The organism is Paraburkholderia edwinii (assembly GCF_019428685.1).
GTDB lineage: Bacteria > Pseudomonadota > Gammaproteobacteria > Burkholderiales > Burkholderiaceae > Paraburkholderia > Paraburkholderia edwinii.
Map to the genome: position 1 here is coordinate 1838191 of NZ_CP080096.1, position 16513 is coordinate 1854703.

Annotated in this window: 13 protein-coding genes; 8 read left to right on the forward strand and 5 right to left on the reverse strand. The window is 63.2% G+C overall.

Annotation, left to right across the window (positions count from 1 at the left end):
* Positions 1-20: 20 nt before the first annotated feature.
* A complete protein-coding gene (locus tag KZJ38_RS29995; protein WP_425518382.1) occupies positions 21-800 on the reverse strand; it encodes a PP2C family protein-serine/threonine phosphatase in 780 nt (259 codons plus the stop codon).
* Between the two features lie 17 nt (positions 801-817).
* On the reverse strand, positions 818-1102 hold the full coding sequence (locus tag KZJ38_RS30000) for a hypothetical protein (protein ID WP_219800708.1): 285 nt from the start codon (positions 1100-1102) through the stop codon (positions 818-820).
* Positions 1103-1591: 489 nt separating this feature from the next.
* On the opposite strand from KZJ38_RS30000, the gene KZJ38_RS30005 reads away from it, so the two are divergent.
* From KZJ38_RS30005 to KZJ38_RS30015, 3 genes are all read left to right on the forward strand, one after another.
* The gene (locus KZJ38_RS30005; protein ID WP_425518383.1) at positions 1592-2137 is read left to right on the forward strand and encodes a lecithin retinol acyltransferase family protein; all 546 of its coding nucleotides are present in this window, start codon (positions 1592-1594) and stop codon (positions 2135-2137) included.
* 44 nt (positions 2138-2181) lie between these two features.
* The gene (locus tag KZJ38_RS30010) at positions 2182-2427 is read left to right on the forward strand and encodes a hypothetical protein (RefSeq protein ID WP_219800709.1); all 246 of its coding nucleotides are present in this window, start codon (positions 2182-2184) and stop codon (positions 2425-2427) included.
* Between the two features lie 436 nt (positions 2428-2863).
* Positions 2864-5254, forward strand: coding sequence for a cytotoxic necrotizing factor Rho-activating domain-containing protein (locus KZJ38_RS30015; protein ID WP_219800710.1), 2391 nt, complete (start codon positions 2864-2866; stop codon positions 5252-5254).
* Between the two features lie 88 nt (positions 5255-5342).
* Here the strand turns inward: KZJ38_RS30015 and KZJ38_RS30020 are convergent, their stop codons facing one another.
* The 3 genes from KZJ38_RS30020 to KZJ38_RS30030 form a co-directional block, all read right to left on the reverse strand.
* Entirely contained in the window at positions 5343-7052 is a 1710-nt protein-coding gene (locus tag KZJ38_RS30020; RefSeq protein WP_219800711.1) for a peptidoglycan D,D-transpeptidase FtsI family protein, read from the reverse strand.
* A gap of 243 nt (positions 7053-7295) precedes the next feature.
* Entirely contained in the window at positions 7296-8042 is a 747-nt protein-coding gene (gene aqpZ / locus KZJ38_RS30025; protein WP_219800712.1) for an aquaporin Z, read from the reverse strand.
* 263 nt (positions 8043-8305) lie between these two features.
* Positions 8306-9853: a methyl-accepting chemotaxis protein gene (locus KZJ38_RS30030; protein WP_219800713.1), complete on the reverse strand. Its 1548-nt coding sequence runs from the start codon at positions 9851-9853 to the stop codon at positions 8306-8308.
* 640 nt (positions 9854-10493) lie between these two features.
* Between KZJ38_RS30030 and aepX the strand changes: the two genes are divergently transcribed.
* The 5 genes from aepX (at position 10494) to KZJ38_RS30055 (ending at position 16389) form a co-directional block, all read left to right on the forward strand.
* Complete coding sequence (gene aepX / locus KZJ38_RS30035) at positions 10494-12221, forward strand: phosphoenolpyruvate mutase (RefSeq protein ID WP_219800714.1); 1728 nt, start codon at positions 10494-10496, stop codon at positions 12219-12221.
* Complete coding sequence (aepY, locus tag KZJ38_RS30040) at positions 12218-13387, forward strand: phosphonopyruvate decarboxylase (RefSeq protein ID WP_219800715.1); 1170 nt, start codon at positions 12218-12220, stop codon at positions 13385-13387. Before aepX ends, aepY begins: the two co-directional genes overlap by 4 nt.
* Positions 13388-13422: 35 nt before the next feature.
* On the forward strand, positions 13423-14490 hold the full coding sequence (locus KZJ38_RS30045) for a 2-aminoethylphosphonate aminotransferase (RefSeq protein WP_219800716.1): 1068 nt from the start codon (positions 13423-13425) through the stop codon (positions 14488-14490).
* 211 nt (positions 14491-14701) lie between these two features.
* Positions 14702-15025, forward strand: a complete 324-nt coding sequence (locus tag KZJ38_RS30050; protein WP_219800717.1) for a helix-turn-helix domain-containing protein — start codon at positions 14702-14704, stop codon at positions 15023-15025.
* Positions 15025-16389 carry a HipA domain-containing protein gene (locus KZJ38_RS30055; RefSeq protein ID WP_219800718.1) on the forward strand — a complete coding sequence of 455 codons (1365 nt, stop codon included), beginning with the start codon at positions 15025-15027 and terminating at the stop codon, positions 16387-16389. Before KZJ38_RS30050 ends, KZJ38_RS30055 begins: the two co-directional genes overlap by 1 nt.
* Positions 16390-16513 lie beyond the last annotated feature (124 nt).

A 16513-nucleotide genomic window follows, 5' to 3' on the forward strand; every position in this document is an offset into this window, starting at 1 on the left:
GCGCGCGCTTCGCATATGCATCAGCTTGTCGGATTCAACAGCGTCTTGTCCGATGCAAGCGGATCCTCGGCCTGCGCGACGACCGCGGTAATGTTGTCGCGCCCGCCACGTGCCAGTGCCCGGTCGACGAGTTCGTCGGTAACGCGGCGGCAATCGAACGGCGACGTTGCGGCGAGCGTAGCGAGAATTTCGGCGTCGGTCAGCTCGTTCGACAGGCCGTCGCTGCACAGCAGGAACACGTCGCCGTCGGCCACTTCAAGCGTGTCTTCGTCGAGATCGAGCCGATCGGTTGCGCCGACCGCGCGCGTGATGATGTGGTGCGCCGGATGATGGCGCGCCTCGTCGTCGGTCAACTGGCCCAGCGCGCGCAGTTCCTCGACGTGGCTGTGATCGCGCGTCAGTTGCCGCAACTGGCCTTTGCGGCATAGATAGATGCGGCTGTCGCCGGCCCACAGATACCCGCAGAACCGATCGCATGCGAGCAGCACGATGACCGTGCTGCCAATTCGCTGTACCTGGCGGCGCGCCGCCTCATCGCGCAGCTGCTGGTTTGCGGTGAGCAGGTGCGCGCGCGCTTGCGCGAGACCTTGAGTGATGCCGCTCGCCGCTTGGGGCAGTTGCCGCAGCTGTTCGATCACGAGCCGGCTCGCGACGTCGCCGACCGCATGGCCGCCCATGCCGTCGGCGACCGCCCAGCATCCGCGCGCCGGCTCATCGAGGCAGGCGTCCTCGTTGATGTCGCGCACGCGCCCGGCGTCCGAGCGCGCCGACGACATCCAGCGGAAGTGGCTCGCTCCCATCACGATGTCGGCTCAGGTCAGGCGGTGTTCCTGCTGAGCGCGTCCGGCGCGACGCTGATGCTCGAATTCGGCGCGCTGTTGCGCACGTCGACGGTCTGAAACTGGTTGATCATCTGGTCCGCGTAGAAGTTGTTCTGCACTTCGTACAGATTGACGACCGGGCCCATGCTCGGCGAACTGCGTACGTAGGGCTGGATCCAGCCGAATACCCACGGTGCGCCACCGCCGCCGCGGATCGCGGTCATTGCCTTGCGGTCGAGCGCGAGGTTGTGCGAAAGGTCGTGAATAGCGATCGAAGCCATGATCGGTTCTCCGGAAGAAGCCGGCGCTGCGCGGCCATTGTGTTCAAGGATAGCTGCGGCAGAGTAGCGCAAAGGGTATGCCAGTTTGTATCTATTCAGAATACGAAATGCTAACGCCTTGATTGCGCGGCAATCTTCGCATTCCGATACGTATCGTCGCACGCCGCTCCCGGCGCTTACGTTCCGCCGCGGCCAACACCGTCTCGCGCAAAACGTTGGGACACCCAACACATCGAGCGTCGGCTTGCCTTTCGCCGGTCGGCGGACCTTTTTGTGCACCTGGCAATGCCAATGAACGGCACGCATGCGAACTGGTTGCGGACTGCCGACACCTGCACGCGAATAGTGTTGGGACGCTCCCTACAGCGGGGCGCGCCAATGCCTTTCGATTTAGCACGTTTCCCTGATAGATCAAGCACTTGCAAGCGCTGGTCCGGATGATGCAAAAACGTTCGCAACAGTGTTGGACTTCAGTGAAACGAGCGAGCCATGAACATCACCTACCAGCCAGCGAGCACCATCGAACAGCAGCCTGCGGCGCATTGCACGGCGGCTTGCATGGTGAACGATGTCACGGTTTATGGCTTCGACGACGAACCCGCGCTCGGCGCCCACCTCGTTACGCAACGCCGCGGCTATGCGCATCACGGCATCTATGTCGGCGATGGCAAGATCGTTCACTACGCAGGTTACGCCGGTTCCGCGCACCGTGGCCCGGTAGCGGAAGTCACGCTCGAACAGTTTGCCGCAGGGCACGCGATCGCCGTGCTGCCGCACCCGCTTCCGAAGTTCGCGGGCGCGGAAGCGGTGCGCCGCGCTCGCTCGCGCCTCGGCGAAAACAGCTATCGGCTGCTGACCAACAACTGCGAACACTTCTGCGCATGGTGCCTGTTCGGAGAGAGCCGTAGCGAGCAGGTCCATGCGTGCCTCACGCATCCGCGGGCGGCGTTGCGCGCACTGGTGTGCCTCGCGAGCGCGTTCGTTTCTCAAGGGTTCAGGGGCAAGGGTGGCCAGATCGCCGCTCGTGCCGCTTGAAAGCGCAGCAAACCGTATGCGATTGGCAAGCGAAGGAGACCATCATGAACAGGACTGAAAAGACATTGCACTGGGCCGTCGACAAATGGTTGGCGCCGACCCTCGCGGCGCCCGCGCGCGTCATGCGTTGCTCGCGCCCGGTGGGTGCGGGGCGCCGTTGCGTACGTGTCGAGGCCGAGCGGCCTGATGGTCCGCTGTCATTCTTCTTCTTTCGCCATGACGACGGTTCGTGGAATGTGTTTCCGCCGGCGATCGTGCGTCCCGTGTTGAATGGCTGGCGGGGCGCCTGAGCCTGGTGCGAGATGTGTTTCCGCGATCGGCTCAGCGTTTTAAGTCTCGTTTAATTCTTTACGGGGAGTATTGAACCATCCCCTGTTGAGCCGCCTGAAGTTCGGGCGGCATTTTTTTGTCCGCCATTGCCACGTGCCGTGCCGTGACGCGCCGCGAGGCGCCGGCACGATTCGCCGCCGTGTATGTACGGACATGCCATCACATTCCATGTAGCCGCAAGTCGTATCGTCTGTAAAAACATGTGCGATTCGCCTTGCGTTTCTCTGGAGAATGTCAATGGATGTGAAGGGAAGGTCTCCTTATTCGGTCATCTGCATTTCCAATCCCCCTCCACCCGTACCTGTGCGTGTGCCTGTGCCGCCCGCGCACCCTCTGATCGACAGGCGAGACAAACGTGGTGGCAATGCGTCGAGCGGCTCCGGAAGCCCGGCTCGCGTGGGCACGTCGCGCGAGCCCACAGCCGGGGCAACCGGTGCCGGCAGCCCCGCTCGCCGCGCAAATATCGACGTCGAAATGGCGCGGTATCCGGAGGCGTCCCCGCTGGCAAACCGGTTTCTGCTGTTTGACGAGCGGGTTCGCCAGATCGCCGACCGGCACGATCGCGGCGGCGAATTGTCGATCGAAGAGGGCGAGGCACTTAAATTCCACGATGCGCTGCTCGACCGTCTTGCGTTCTTGCGCGAGGACGGTACGCGCGCCGGCGATCCGGTCGCGCATGCGCGCGTCGCCGACCCCGAACCTGAACCGGATGCGCCGCCGACCGAGACGCAGAAGCCGGAGAGCTATGGGCCTTCCAACGTGCGGTATGTGGGCGGTGTGAGGATCAAAACGGACTATTCGCTAAGAGAAGTGCTCGACACCACCGCAAAGGCGGCCAAGTCGCCATTCGCATCATTTGTTGCGAGCGCGAGGGACCTGGTCAAGAAGGCAACTCAAGGGCAGGCGCTCACTGCCGACGAAGAGGAAAAGGTCTACCGCTACGCCGGGATGGTCGATGCCTTTGTGTCGCTCACGCCCGAAGGCAGCATGATGCATGTTGTGGGAACGGCGCTCGATGGGCTCAACGCGGCGATTGACGGTCGTATGCCCGATCAGGGCCAGCTCAGTGACGATTTGCTCGGGTCAATGAAGTTTGTGAAGTCCAGGGAGGGGACGTCCGTCGCGGGCGGCGAGGGTGACCAGACTGCCGGGAAAGCGCGTGAGCGTGTGCCGCACGTGACGCCCGAGCCCGTGACGCCCGAACCCGCCACGGTAGTCCCCGCTGCAGGGACATCCGTCGGACCGGATCATTCGCTATTCGATTTTCCGTTGTTCAACATTCCGTTCGGGCGGAATGAACACGAGACTTCGCCCATTTACTCGCGAACGCTGCCGATTATCCACAAGCCCGCATTCAAGCCGCCGACAGTGCTGCCGGATGGCAGGGTCGGCTACCCGTTAAGTCCGACGACGCCGCCGAAACTTCCGCCTGAGACAGGCAGCGGGGCGACTGTGGGATCCGATGGCGCCGGAGTCAGCAAGCATGCGGAACAACCGACCGCGCGGATTGACGAAACGGACGCGGCGATCGTTGCAGACGAAGACGATATCAAGCAGGACAGACCGGTCACGAATGATGACGGCAAGGCGAAAGATAAGGACTCCGCTGGAGAGACAAGCCCGGACAGAGGCAAAGGCGCTTCGAAAGGAAAAAGCACGACGAAGCAGAAAGACATCACGGGTGGCAAGCGCTCCAAAGGCGAAAACAGCACAGTGGAGCGGACAGGCAAGCCCGGTTGCTACTCGTCATGCTTGCCGTTGCCGCGATCGACGTCGGGTCCCGGCAGCGAATTCAAGCGGGTTGAGGGTCGAGGTCCGATCAGCGTGACGGTGGCCGGGTCGGCTCTGGAGGACCACGCGAGGGTGGAGCGTTTCAATTCGCAGTTCTTCTTCTATCGTAACGATCGGGACGTGAAAGACATGGATGGCCTTGCCGGCATCCGGGGCACGGATTACGAACAGCGGCGCGCCGTGCTGGCTGTTGGCGACGGCACGCAAGCCACATCGCTGAGTTCGGAATCGAAAATCCACGCGGGTGCTTTTTGGGGCCGTGGGCCCGCTACGCATTTGCAGGGTGCGGAAATTATCGAACTCGGCAACGGGCGCGATGGTGTAGGAGCGATCAAACTGCCGTTCGCCAATGTGCGAGCCGGAGCGACGGTGATCGTGACCGGCGGGGCGATGAACGGCTGCACGATGTTGTTTGGGTCCGACGGAACGTCGCTCTATGCATACCATGCCGGCTCATCAGACCCGTCATCGAAGTGGCTGACGGCTCGCGAAGGTGCGCAGAGCATCGTCGATGCGCACGTGAAGATCGGGCCTCGCGAGCAGATCAAATATCGTTGGCATGGGAACAACGACGATCTGATCACCGTCGGGCGGCAGTACAGATTTTCCGCGCTGATCTACAGCGGACGACATCTCGCGAATGTGAGTTCGCTCGTCGGATCTGCATCGGTGCTCGGTGCGGTGGCGGGCGCCCCGGAAACGGTTCCGGACTCGAATCTCAATGTGCCGCGCGTTGCTGTTGGGGGCAGTGGTGGAAAAAACTGGCACATGATGACCTTCAACTACTACGAGCACGAACCCAGCTTGCGCACGGTCGGTACCGCCGAAGCGATCGTGTCGAAGGACCTGAACGGAAAGGTCACGGTGAGCGTGCTGGCGGAGAAAGGCAAACTGGATCGCGGTTCGTCGCTCGGCGAGCGCGGCAGCCCGATCGTGTACCAGTACACGACATTGGACAAGTACATGATGTCGTATCAGCCGGCGGCGCACACGTAATTGTGCGGCCGTCTTCAGCCGTCTGTGGCCGTCTGCTTCGTCCTGCGTGACTCACCGGTTTGAGCCGGCCAGCTTCGTTCGCTTTCGCTCACGCGTCCGGCGGCACGCCAAGCAACTGCAACGCCCCGCCCGCCACTGCCGAAAAAACCGGCCCGGCGACCGTGCCGCCATAGAACGCACGGCCGGCCGGATCGTCGATCATCACCGCGACGATCAAACGTGGATCGCTCATCGGCGCCATGCCGACAAAGAGCGCGCGATAGCGGTTCGCCGCATAGGTCGCGCCGATCTGCTTGCGCGCGGTGCCCGTCTTGCCGCCGACCCGATAGCCTTCGATCGACGCGGCCTGGCCCGTGCCGCCGGGTCCGGTTGCCATTTCGAGCATGGTGCGGATGGCCGCGGCGGTTGCCGGTGTCGTCACGCGCCGTTCGGGCACGTCGAACGGCGTGTTGCGCAGCAGATGTGCCGTGCGCAAGGTACCGTCGCCCGCATACACCGTGTATATCTGCGCGAGTTGCAGCAACGACGCGGACAGCCCGTAGCCGTACGCCATCGTCGCCTGCTCGATCGGACGCCAGCGCTCGTACGGCCGCACCTTGCCGGACGCAACGCCGGGAAACGTCAGCTGCGGTGCCTGGCCGAGTCCGTATTGCTGATACGTGGTCCAGATCGTTTGCGCCGGGAGATTCAGCGCGAGCTTCGCAAGCGCGATATTGCTCGATTTTTGCAACGCTTCGGCGACCGTCATTCGACCATGATCGGACGTGTCGTGAATCACGTTCGGACCGATCCGGTACGAACCCGGCGCGGTGTCGATCATCGTGCGCGGGCTAACTTTGCCCTGATCGAGCGATAACGCGACGACCACCGGCTTGATCGTCGAGCCCGGCTCGAACGTATCGACGACCGCGCGGTTGCGCAGTTGCCGCCCGGTCAGGCGCGCGCGGTCGTTGGGATCGAAGCTCGGATAGTTCGCGAGCGCGAGGATCTCGCCGCTGTCCGCATCAAGCACGACGACGCTGCCCGCTTCAGCGCGATGCTTTGCAATCGCGGCTTTCAGTTGCGCATACGCGAGCTGCTGGATGCGGCGGTCGATGGTGAGCTGAACCGTCGCGCCGTTGCGCGCCGGCTGCAGCGGCCGCGTTTCGTAGACGACGCGGCCCAGGCGATCGCGGATCACATCGCGGCGGCCCGGCGCGCCGATCAACGCTTCGTTCACCGCGAGTTCGATGCCTTCCTGGCCGTTGTCTTCGATATCGGTGAAGCCGACTACGTGCGCGGCCGACTCGCCTTCCGGATAGAAACGCTTCGTGTCGGCGATTTGCGTGATGCCGGTCAAGCCGAGCTTGCCGATTTTCGCGGCGGTATCCGCGTCGACCTGGCGCTTGAGCAGTACGAACGACTTGTCGCCGGCCACACGCCGACGCAGTTCGGCGATCGGCAGGTCGAGCAATGCGGCGAGCGGTGCGAGCGCATCGGCGTCGATCAGGTTCGGCGAGGCCCAGATTTCATAGGTAGCGAGACTGACGGCGAGCAGCGCGCCATGACGGTCGACGATGCGCCCGCGCGTTGCATCGAGCTCGATGGTGCGCTGATAGCGCTTCTGACCTTGTTCGACATAGAAGTCGCGATTGACGACCTGTACCCAGCACGCGCGCCCGATCAGCGACGCGAAGGCGGCGAACGCGATAAACACGATGAGCTTCGAGCGCCACGCCGGCAAACGCGCCGCAAGCATCGGATGCTTCGCGTGACTCGTATAGGCGGCTCTGGATTGCGCTTTCTTTTTCAGGACCATGGTTGCGGACGAGGATAAGCACGTGACGCAGCCGCTCGAACACGTTGCGCGGCCGGCTGTTGGCTGTAGCGCGGCGCCGCACCGATTGTAATTAAAACGTAATGTGAAAGCGAGCGCGGCGCGGCGGGCGTTGCGGGAATACCAACCCGCTCGACCCGACGCGCCGCGTGATGGGCTGCCTGAAGTGCTGCCTGAAGTTCTACCTGAAGTGCTACCTGATGCTTTGCGTGATGCGTCTGCCGCTTACGCGGTGGCGCCCGAGGCACGCACTTCGCTGCTCTTCGCGCAACCCGCGACAAGCGGATACACGATGCCGGCGACCAGCGCGCCGACGATCGGCGCGACCCAGAACAGCCACAGCTGGTCGACCGCTGCGCCGCCGGCGAAGAGCGCGGGGCCCGTCGAACGCGCCGGATTCACCGACGTGTTGGTCACCGGAATCGAGATCAGGTGGATCAGCGTCAGGCACAGGCCGATTGCGATCGGCGCAAAGCCGGCCGGTGCGCGCTTATCGGTGGCTCCGAGAATCACGAACAGGAAGAAGCCCGTCATCACCGCTTCGCAAATAAACGCGGCGGCCATCGTGTAATGGCCCGGCGAGCGTTCGCCGTAACCGTTGCTGGCAAAGCCGCCCGCCACGAGATCGAAGCCGGGTTTGCCCGACGCGATCAGCGACAGCACAAAGGCGCCGAGAATCGCGCCCGCGAGTTGCACGACGATATACGGCACGACGTCGCGCACCGGAAAGCGCCCGGCGGCTGCGAGGCCGATGCTGACGGCCGGGTTCAGATGGCAGCCGGACACGTGGCCGATGGCGTAGGCCATCGTCAGCACGGTCAGGCCGAACGCGAGCGAGACGCCGACGAAGCCGATGCCGAGCCCGTGTTCGGGACCGGCGAAGCTCGCGGCGAGGACCGCGCTGCCGCAGCCGCCGAGAACGAGCCAGAAAGTGCCGAACAGTTCGGCGACAAGACGTTTGGATAAAGACATGAAGGGTGCTCCCTGGGAAGTTTCAACAAACGGGAGCGCGCGAGACCGATGCCGCGCGATAAAAAAAGGCGGCCGGTCCGCTCCCGAGCGCGGAGTTTAGTCACGCTCGGGGAAATTGACTGTCAAGATTTGTGAAGCCGACGCAGGGCGGGCGCGGAAATGTCAAAGAAGGTTACGCAAAGGGGGCGGCCGCGTTGCGGCGACCTGTTCAGGCGTACTTGCCAGGACAAGTGGCGGCGTTGCGCAACGTGGTTTTGCGCGTTTTATGCTCGCGCCGGCAGGGTGAAAGTCGAGATCGCGTCGCGCAGCCCGCTCACCTGGTCTTTCAGCGAATGCGCAGCCGCGGCCGCTTCTTCGACAAGCGCCGCGTTCTGCTGCGTGACCTGATCCATCTCGCCGACCGCGCGATTCACCTGCTCGATGCCGGCGCTCTGTTCGCGCGACGCGCGGCTGATTTCTTCGAGAATCTCGTTGACGCGCCGCACCGACTGCACGATCTCGCCCATCGTCGAGCCCGCGCTCGCGACGAGTTCGGCGCCCGCGTCGACGCTGCCCGTCGACGTTTCGATCAGCGCCTTGATTTCCTTGGCCGCGGTGGCCGAACGCTGCGCGAGGCTGCGCACTTCGGCCGCGACGACCGCGAAGCCGCGGCCCTGTTCGCCCGCGCGCGCCGCTTCGACGGCGGCGTTCAGCGCGAGGATGTTGGTCTGAAACGCAATGCCGTCGATCACGCCGATGATGTCGCCGATCTGCCGCGAGCTGTTCGTGATGTCGCCCATCGTGCGCACGACATCGCCGACCACCTGACTGCCACGCGAAGCGACATCGGCCGCCTGGCTCGCGAGTTGGGCCGCTTGCGCGGCGCTGTCCGCGTTGTGCTTCACGTTGTGCGTCATCTGATCCATGCTCGATGCCGTTTGCACGAGCGCCGCTGCCTGTTCTTCGGTGCGTTGCGACAGGTCGGTGTTGCCGGCGGCGATTTCGGTTGCGCCCACATCGATATTTTCGGTGCCGATGCGCACGCGCGAGACCGTCGCGACGAGCCCCTGCTGCATCGCATGCAAAGCATGCAGCAGGCTCGTATGGTCGCCGGCGGAGATGGGCACCGCGGTCGCGAGGTCGCCGCTTGCCATCTGCTGCGCGGCCGCGACGGCCACTTCGAGATCGCCGCCGAGCGTGCGCCGCACGCTGCGCAGCACGAGCACCATCACGATCGTGGCGAGCGCGCCGAGCGCGAACGTGATGGCGAGCCAGCGCACGAGGTTGCCGATAAATGCGCTGCGCACGTCGTCCATATACATGCCGGTGACGAGGTACCAGTCCCACGGCGCGAAGCGCAACGAAAAGCTCGTCTTCGGCACCGGCTTTTCGCTGCCGGGCTTAGACCACAAGTAATCGACGAAACCGCCGCCGTCGTGATTGCCGGCCTTGACGATATTGACGAACAGATGCGTGCCTTCGGGGTCCGCGAACCCCGCCAGATTCTTGCCGTTCAGTTCGGGCTTGATCGGATGCATGATCATGACCGGCTGCGAGTCGTTGATCGAAAAGTAGCCATCCGTGCCGTAACGCAGCGCGGTCATCGCGGCAAGCGCCTGCTTCTTCGCTTCGGCCTCGCTGATCGCATGCTGCTGCGACAGCGTATAGAAGTGGTTGACGATCGAGTTGGCTTCCTGGCCGAGCGTCATCAGTTGCGCGCGGCGCTCCGCGATCATCGATGCGCGGTTCTGCCAGGCGCCGAACGCGCCGATCAGGATCAGGCCGATCCACAGCACGGCAATCATCGAGCCGAGTTTCTTGTTGAGCGTCATGGTCTGTGTCCCGATGTCTGGATAAAACGGAGTGAATGGCAAGCGCGGTGGCCGTGCGAGGTTAAAAACGGAGATTGTGAAATAAGGTTGAAAGCCCGTTTTCACGATGAAACGCGAAGCGAAACTTCGCGACGCCTAAGCGGCGTTAACGGATGCGCGGCGGACCCTGCGCAGCAGGGGAAACCCTTATGTGGCAAGGGTTTGCGCCGACTTTCATCTGATCAATCGATGCGTGGCGAGTTTGCCGTGGCGCGACGCGTATCGAAGTCGGGCCAGCCTGATTGCGTTACACGGAGCGTTTCGCCTGACCGCCGTAAATCACACATTTTTCAAACTAATTCCACCAATTGCCATAAATGGCGCACCAATGCGGCGTGAGCGTTTTATTTCCGATATAGTCGCCACTTTTGGTCAGCCAGATGAGACCCGTGAAACGCGGGCGGCCCAAAACTGATTTGAATAACAACCGCATTGATCAATTCGATATTTCCCTAGGGGCGGAAGAGCGCACTCGCGCCCAGTGTTTCCGCACGCTTAGGCTTGCGTTCGCAAGCTCGATAACGATCGATTTTCCCAGCGACGCCGCGCGAGCGGCCGTCGACGTCTTGCCGCCATTGCAGCGGCCCGCAGGAGCCACAACATGAATGCACGCGAACCTTCTTTTTCCGCTACTTCGGTCAATTCACGCAGCGCCCGGCTGCGTCAGATGCTGGTCAGTAACGAACTCGAATTCCTGATGGAAGCGCATAACGGCCTGTCGGCGCGCATCGTGCGCGAAGCGGGCTTCAAGGCGATCTGGGGCTCGGGCCTGACGATTTCCGCGCAATTCGGCGTGCGCGACAACAATGAGGCGAGCTGGACCCAGGTGGTCGATCAGCTTGAATTCATGGCCGACGCGAGCGATCTGCCGATTCTGCTCGACGGCGATACCGGTTACGGCAACTTCAACAACGTGCGCCGCCTCGTGCGCAAGCTCGAGCAGCGCGGCATCGCCGGCGTCTGCATCGAAGACAAGCAGTTTCCGAAGACGAACAGCTTTATCAACGGCGAGCGTCAGCCGCTCGCGGACGTTGACGAGTTCTGCGGCAAGATCAAGGCTGGCAAGGATTCGCAACTCGACGAGAACTTCTCGATTGTCGCGCGCGTCGAGGCGCTGATTGCAGGCTGGGGCATGGAAGAAGCGCTGCGCCGCGCGGAAGCGTACCGGCGCGCGGGCGCCGACGCGATCCTGATGCACAGCAAGCTGTCGAAGCCCGACGAGATTCTCGAATTCGCGCGTGAATGGGCCGGCCGCTCGCCGATCGTGATCGTGCCGACCAAGTACTACAGCACGCCGACCGACGTGTTCCGCAAGGCAGGCATCAGCGCGGTGATCTGGGCGAACCATCAGCTGCGCGCGGCAGTGTCGGCGATGCAGGCCGTGGTCAAGGACATCTACGAGAACCAGACGCTCGTGAACGTGGAAGATCGCGTCGCGACCGTCAACGAGATTTTCCGCCTGCAGGACGCGGACGAATACTCGGAAGCGGAAGACCGCTACCTGTCGGCCTCGCGCGCATCGGGTTCCGCAGTCGTGCTCGCGGCGAGCCGCGGCAAGGGTCTCGAAGCGGTGACCGCCGATCGTCCGAAGGTGATGCTGCCGATCGCGGGCAAGCCGCTGTTGCGCTGGCTGGTCGATGCGTTCAAGAAGCAGGGCGTGAACGACATCACCGTGGTCGGCGGCTATCGCGCCGATGCGATCGACACGGCCGGCATCAAGCTCGTCGTCAACGAGCAGCATGAAACGACGGGCGAACTGTCGTCGCTCGCGTGCGCGCTCGACAAGCTGCAAGGCGACACCGTGATTTCGTACGGCGACCTGCTGTTCCGCAGCTATATCGTGCGCGACCTCGTCGAAAGCGAAGCGGCGTTCTGCGTCGTCGTCGATTCGTCGGATGCGTCGGAAACACATGCGGCCAACCAGAGCGTGCGCGACTTCGCATGGTGCACGGCGTCCGACGACCGCGACCTGTTCGGCAACAAGGTCACGCTGCGCCGCGTGTCGAGCGATGAAAACGACGCGCCGGCCGGCGTCACGTCGAAGGCGCCGCAAGGCCGCTGGGTCGGGCTCATGAACGTGCGCGGCGCGGGCCTCGCGCGTCTGAAGGAAGTGGTCGCGCAACTGCGCACGCGCGCGGACTTTGCGTCGCTCGATATGCCGGCGCTGCTCAACGCGCTGATCGAAGCAGGCGAAGAGGTTGAGGTGCAATACGTGCACGGCCACTGGCGCGGTGTCAACGATCTTGAAGACTTCCGCCGCGCCGGCGATTTCGCGCATGCGCAAACGCCGCTCGCACAAGGCGGCGGCGCGGACGAGGGCGCACGATGATCGAAGCAGCACAGTTCGTCGAAGCGGCGCGCGAGCGCGGCTTCGACTGGTATGCGGGCGTGCCGTGTTCGTATCTGACGCCGTTTATCAACTACGTGCTGCAGGATCCGAATCTGCATTACGTGTCGGCGGCGAACGAGGGCGATGCAGTCGCGTTCGTCGCGGGCGTGACGCTCGGCGGCAAGCGCGGCGTCACGATGATGCAGAACTCGGGGCTCGGCAATGCGGTCAGCCCGCTCACGTCGCTGACGTGGACGTTCCGGCTGCCGCAATTGCTGATCGTCACGTGGCGCGGCCAGCCCGGCGTTGCCGACGAACCGCAACATGCGCTGATGGGCCCGATCACGCCGGCGATGCTCGACACGATGGAAATTCCGTGGGAGACGTTTCCTACGGAAGCCGAAGCAATCGGTCCCGCGCTCGACCGCGCGACGAAGCATATGGACGAAACGGGCCGGCCGTATGCGCTCGTGATGCAGAAGGGCAGCGTCAAGCCCTATGAACTGAAGGCGGCCAACACGGCGCCGCGCGGTGCGGCGAAAGCGGCGGTGACGCAGGTGAGCGGCGTTGCGCCCGACGCGCTGCCGACGCGCAACGAAGCGCTGCAGCGCGTGATCGCGCATGCGCCGCTCGAATCGACGGTCGTGCTGGCGTCGACGGGTTTCTGCGGCCGCGAGCTGTACGCAATCGACGACCGCGCAAACCAGCTGTATATGGTCGGCTCGATGGGCTGCCTCACGCCGTTCGCGCTCGGCCTCGCGCTGGCGCGGCCCGATCTGCATGTGGTCGCGCTCGACGGCGACGGCGCCGCGCTGATGCGCATGGGCGTGTTCGCGACGCTGGGTGCGTACGGTACCGCGAACCTCACACACGTGCTGCTCGACAACGGCGCGCACGATTCGACCGGCGGCCAGGCGACGGTATCGCCGCAGGTGTCGTTCGCGGGCGTCGCGGCCGCGTGCGGCTACGCATCGGCGGTGGAAACCGATCAGCTGAGCGTGCTCGACGATGTGCTCGCCGCTTCGCGCGCCAATGTCGATGGCCCGCGTTTCGTGCGGCTGGCGATTCGCCGCGGCACGCCGGACGGCCTGCCGCGCCCGACGATCACGCCGCCCGATGTCAAGACACGTCTGATGCGCCATATCGGCGCAATCGCTTCGCAATAGCAAGCGGGACAGCCAGGATAGTAAGGAGAACGTCGATGTTATTGCTGAATCCCGGCCCGGTGACGCTGAGCGCACGTGTGCGCAACAGCCTGCTGCAAACCGATCTGTGCCACCGCGAAAGCGAGTTTTTCGATTTGCAGGACGAAGCGCGCGCGCGGCTGTTGCAGATCTATTCACTTGACCCGGCGCAATGGACCGCGGTGCTGATGACGGGCTCCGGCACGGCCGCGGTCGAAAGCATGGTGGCCGCGCTCGTGCCCGAGAACGGCAAGTTGCTGGTGGTTGAGAACGGCGTGTATGGCGAGCGCATTGCGGCGATCGCGACGCAATACCGGATCGCGCAGACGGTGGTAAAGCACGAGTGGATGCAGGCGCCGGACGTGGCGAGGATTGCGGCCGCACTCGACGCCGATCGTTCGATCACGCACGTCGCGGCGATTCATCACGAGACGACGACGGGCCGGCTCAACGATCTGCGCGCACTTGCCGCGGTATGCCGCGAACGTGGCGTGCGCCTGCTCGTGGATGGGGTGAGCAGCTTCGGCGCCGAAGCGATCGACTTCGCCGATTCGACGATCGCTGCGGTCGCGGCGACGGCGAACAAGTGTCTGCATGGCGTGCCGGGTGCGGCTTTCGTGATCGTGCGGCGCGATGCGCTCGAGGTGGCGGCTAGCCGTACTTACTATCTCGACCTCGGGCGGCTGGCGCGTTTGCAGGATCAGCGCAATACGCCGTTTACGCCGTCGGTGCACGCGTATTACGCGCTCGTCGAAGCGTTGCGCGAACTGGCTGATGAAGGCGGGTGGACGGCGCGTCATGCGCGCTATGCGGCGCTTGCCGAGCAGGTGCGGGCGGGGCTCGCCGCGCGTGGGATGGCGAGTGTGCTGCCGGCCGATGAGTCGTCGGTTGTGCTGCGTGCGTACCGGCTGCCGAATGGCGTGTCGTATCCGCGGTTGCATGATGCACTGAAGGCATGCGGCTTCGTTATTTACGCGGGGCAGGGCGGGCTGTCGGCGGAATTGTTCCGGATTTCGACGATGGGCGATATCCATGCTGCGGATATCGAGCGGTTGTTGCAGGGGTTTGACGGGTTGGTGAAGTAGGGATCGCACTGCGGTGTCGCGATGTTCGAAGTATTTCCGATATTCCGGAATTAACCACTATTTCACCCTCGAAAACGGCATTTTTCCGATATTCCGGAATTGCAGTGCGGTGACACTCGCCGCCGATTTTCCGTTATTTCGGAATTATGCCTGTTTTTCCGCCATTTGATGCTATAATTCCGATATTGCGGAATTTATGCTGGAGTAGCAAATGGCCCGGACCCTGCCTCGCCCGACCTCGAATGCAGATCCATTAGCGAGCAATCTTGCTGACGTCGGCGCGATCGTGCGCAACTGGCGCGCTGAAAACGGCATGCCGATCAACGACGCTGCCGACCTGTTAGGCGTCTCCAAGGATGTGATATCGAGGCTCGAAAACGGCCGGCCGATCGGATTGGACAAGCTGTTCCTGATCCTCGACGGCTTTGGGCTCAACATGCTCATCGTGTCGAAGCGGAACGCCTCGATCGCGCGCGAAGCAGTGCTGGAAAGCGCGGCCCAGTCGCCGGATGTCTCCGCGGAGGGGGCCCAGTAATGGCGGACATTCTCAATGTCTCGACGAACGGCGAACGTGTCGGGCACGTTACGTTCGAGGGAAAAGAAGCGCAGTACAGCTTCGACTACGACAAGGCCTGGCGGGCGCGCCGCGGCGCATTCCCGCTATCGCCTCATATCCCCTTCGATCAACCCGCGTCCGCGCCGGGCACCGTGCATCGCTTCCTCGAAAATCTGCTTCCGGAGGGACGCGCTCTGGACGTGGCGACGAGCTTCTATCACGTCTCGAAGAACAACACATACGGTCTGATCCGGCTGCTTGGGAAGGAGCCGGCGGGCGCACTCAGTTTTTTCACGCCTGAAGGCGACGCAGACGCGCAAGCCGCACAACCTCCCGAGGCGCTCGAGGCCGTGCGCCGGGCAATCACAAACGAAGAACTGGCCGAGCGCATTGCCAGGCGAAATGCCGTTCCGTTTGCCGTCTGGGACGGACAGGTGCGGCTCTCGGTTGCGGGTCAACAGGACAAACTGCAGGTTCTTGTCGAAGGCGAGCAGATCTCGCTGGTAGACGGAGCGCTGAGTTCGACACACCTTCTCAAACCGGAATCGCTGAACCCTCGCACGCCGTTCATGGTGGCGAACGAACACTTCTGCATGACGCTCGCCGCGCGCATGGGGCTGCCGGTGGCGCCCGTCGCGATCCGTCGCATTCCGGCTGCGATACTGCTGATCGAGCGTTTCGACCGGGACGTGATGCACGATCCGAACGACCCGGTGCGCGTCGCAGCCGTGCGGCGCAAACACATCATCGATGGCTGCCAGGCACTCGATTTGCCGTCCGCATTCAAGTACGAGCGCTATCTCGGCAATTCCGTTGACGTACAAAACATTCGCGATGGCGTCAGCTACGAAAAGCTATTCTCACTGAGACGTTATTTCGAAGAGCCGGTGAATGCGACGACTTTTCTGGTTCGATGGGCTGTTCTGCAACTGCTGATCGGAAACAGCGACGCACATGGCAAGAATGTTTCATTTTTCCTGAGCGGCGCGGGCCTGACACCCGCACCGATGTACGACCTGGTCTGCGTCGATGCCTATGGCGATGCCTTCGTGCAGGACATGGCCATGGGCTACGGCGACGCGTTCCGTCTGCACGACCTGGGCGCGTTTGCCATGGCAGACTTTGCACACCGAACCGGTACGAGGCCGGCTTTTCTCGCGCGCGAGTGCCTGCGCATGGCGCGCGCAGCAAAGGCGGCAGCCCACGAACTCGCGGCGTCGGAAGTCTATGTCGACGAGGAACGTGGGCTGGTGCGGCAGATCGCCGGCTTTGTATCAGAGCAGGCCGACCGCCTCACCGGCATCGCGCCGATGATTTCGCAGGTCGACCCGGATTTGCTTTAAGCGGCTTCCGACTACGAAGCCACCTTCACCAACACCGGCTTATCCCGATACTGCGTCGGAAACAGCTTCTTCAGTGCTCGCATTCGCGAACGTCATCGCTTTGTCAGAGGATGTATTAAAGAAG